1 protein-coding gene is annotated in these 2,999 nt (G+C 43.0%); it reads left to right on the plus strand.

Annotation, left to right across the window (positions count from 1 at the left end):
• The first annotated feature begins 284 nt into the window (after positions 1–284).
• The gene (locus KDK16_RS05160) at positions 285–2,981 is read left to right on the plus strand and encodes a hypothetical protein (RefSeq protein ID WP_257274993.1); all 2,697 of its coding nucleotides are present in this window, start codon (positions 285–287) and stop codon (positions 2,979–2,981) included.
• Positions 2,982–2,999 lie beyond the last annotated feature (18 nt).

A 2,999-nucleotide genomic window follows, 5' to 3' on the forward strand; every position in this document is an offset into this window, starting at 1 on the left:
TGGAACAGCTCTATCAGGATACGGATGTCATCACCCTGACAAAGATTGAGCAGGGGTTAGCCCAAGCGTCAGATCTCTCTGCCAGAGGCAAAGAGGTGAAGGCCATTCTCAGTGTCCTCAGAGAGACGGATCCCCCCTCTAAAGCCACAGTCCTGAAAGCAATCCGCCCCGGAACTCGGGCACTGCTACAGACCATCGCTACACTGAAACTGCTACTGGATCGAAAAAGAGAACCCGCAGCAGGGCAGATTCATAATGCGCTTTGGTATTACAGCCTCCAGGCTATGCAAATTCAGGGGGCCACCAAAAAAAAATCTCAGTTCACTGATCTGTCTGATTTCCCACGGGTGCTGGCCATGACTGACCTGAAAGCGTTTATGGGCACTGAGCGTACCGGACAATTGTTCAAAAATAATCAATCCAAATTAATAGCCTTTTGGAAAATGGATTTTTGGGAAAGCTATCTTAAAGCGTCGTTAAGCAAAGACAGGAAGAATGAAAAGGAAATATTCGATGAACATCATGACAAAATAAGCCATAAAACGATTGAAAGATCGAGACCCGATTTAATAAAAGACTGGGTTCTTGCCCGGTCTTTACTGCTTTCAAGGAATTTTGTTCAAATCAAAGAGGTTCCGGTGCCAGTATTGGCTTCCTCTACTTCAACCACTTCGGCGCAACTCACCTCTGGAAGAGATGCAACTCCTGAGAAAGCAAAAAGAGCAGTAAGTGTAACAAGACAGCCAAAATACTTAAAGCCAGGTATCAGGGTATCAAAAGAAGCGTTCAGTGAACGGATATATATCCAGCATTTATTTCAACTGGATAACAATATTATTCAGGAAGTCAGACTAATTCAGGAAAACCCGGTTTTTTTTTTAGAACAGACAGAAAAAAAGATCTCGGCATTCAAAAAGGCTTTAGAAAACAATAAAAATTCAATAAACGAGCTAGGAATAGGCTACTACTATTTTTTGAAAGCACTGGCCATGATGAGGGCCAAAATGTCAGATGATGACAAAACCATAGAGTTGTCCTTTAGTCCGGAAGTCAAGTTCAATGCCAAAAAGATAAAGGAGGCTATTTTACTTTCTCAACACTTCTGCTTACCTTACGCAAGGATGCTCATGCTGTTTTTTGAATATGGTATGGAGGGAGAGCCTGATGCAAAAGTAAGAGCCTGTCTCTCTGCATTGTCTGGAGTGTCACAGTCTATTGAGATCTTATTGGAATTAGAGCCAAATTCAGCGGTTCTGGCCGGAATATTACTCAAATGGCTGTTACTGATTCCAAAGCCTTTCGAACTGAAACTGGCCTTTGATGCAGACACTTATCTGAAAAAACCGCAACGTAAGATTCCAGGTACGGTAACACCTTCCATACGTCTACTCAGAGAGTTTTTGGAGCAACTTCCGACTAAAGGTTCTGACGTCGCAGTTGATAATATTTTGACCCGAATGGGCGAGACATTTATAAATCAGCAACAGCTGTCAGACGAACAGCATGAACAAGTGCTAGCGGTAGCGGCAGTGGTAGCGGCAGCTGAAGCAGCGGCGGCGGAAGCGTCTGCAACGGCAACGGCAACGGCAACGGCAACGGCGACATTGAAAGCGGCAACAGTGAATGGGCAAGTGGAAGCAGAAAAGCATACAGCAGCGGTGAAAATGAATACGTCAAAGATGGCGTTAGTGGCAGCAAAAATAGCGGCAAAAAAGGCTGCAGAGGCAGCTGCAAAGGAAGCAGCGGAAGCGATAGCAGAAATAAAAGTGGAAATAGAAACTAAACGAGAGACCACCGCGTCATTAGAAGCTCGAACGGAATCGATAGCAGCTGCGGTAATGGCAGCGGAAGTGTCAAAGGAAGCACATACGGAAGCAATATTAAGATTGGTACTGCACTTTGCCACTGGTCGAATGGACTTGCTTAAATTTAATAGTCTGTCTCTATCGTCAATTATCATGCGCTTTTCTGTGCAGGGCTATATTTCATCGAACTCATTAAACATCATATTTCTCAGAAAAAAACTGGCTCAACTCATTGAAGATATTCATCCTGAAAAACGGGCATGCGCAGATATCATAAAACTTGCTTTTCATCTGAATGGTTCACCAGAAGAAAAGCCTTTTTTCCCTCATCTTAAAGCCCTTCCCATCAATATCCAAGCCAGCTTGACCACCCATCATTTTGGTCATGACTTACAATTTCTAGAAAAATTAATTAGCTTATTTCCTGAATTGGTTACCAAGGATGCATCAGAATGGTACAACGTCCTTTTGCTGATTCACGAGTATAACATAAGACAAATCGGTGGAAATCCAGAAAAGGCAAAAAAACTCCAGAGTGATTCAAAAGATTGGAAACAATTACGCCAATGGTTTGAAAGTCATATATTGTATAAGCCAGTCGAGAAGAATGATATTCATTCAACACCAAAAGACATCGACTTTGCTGTCTTTAACATTTCCAGCATGAAACAGTTCAGAAAGGGTAACGAAAGTGCTTTTATTCTTGCTATTGAGCATGCCCGGGAAGTTGGCTATCTGAAATTAAAACAACACATAGACCAATATGAAAATAAAACGGATCCTGTATCACTACAGATGTTAGGCTGGTTTCATTGCCTGGCTGGACTAACACTCCTGAATGCAGAAATAAGTCCTGACAGTCAGCGGATAGTATTAACCGGTCGCAAAAGAGTTCTCACTAGCGCTCATGATCATTTCATGAGAGCGCGTATCATTGGCTTCCATTATGCCGGTTATCTGGAATCACTAGTGGGTATGCGGCTAGACAGCTACCAGTCCTACCAGAGTCAGTCATCCGAAGCCTCGCAAACAGACTCAAGTGATAAGCCGGTTATTCAATATGCATCGACCAAAAAGCCGGAGGAAAAAATCTTTATTGAAGCGGGTAAGATTTTTACAGAAATTTTGCCCGGGTTGTTAGCATGGCCTCCAGAGAGACAAGCTTCAGTCAGATAAAGATTGAGGGCGCATTGA

This window comes from Endozoicomonas sp. SESOKO4, from assembly GCF_024606275.1.

Bases quoted from the DNA above. Each gene is read 5' to 3' on its own strand.
- KDK16_RS05160 (WP_257274993.1), top strand. From the start codon at position 285: ATGCAAATTCAGGGGGCCACCAAAAAAAAATCTCAGTTCACTGATCTG.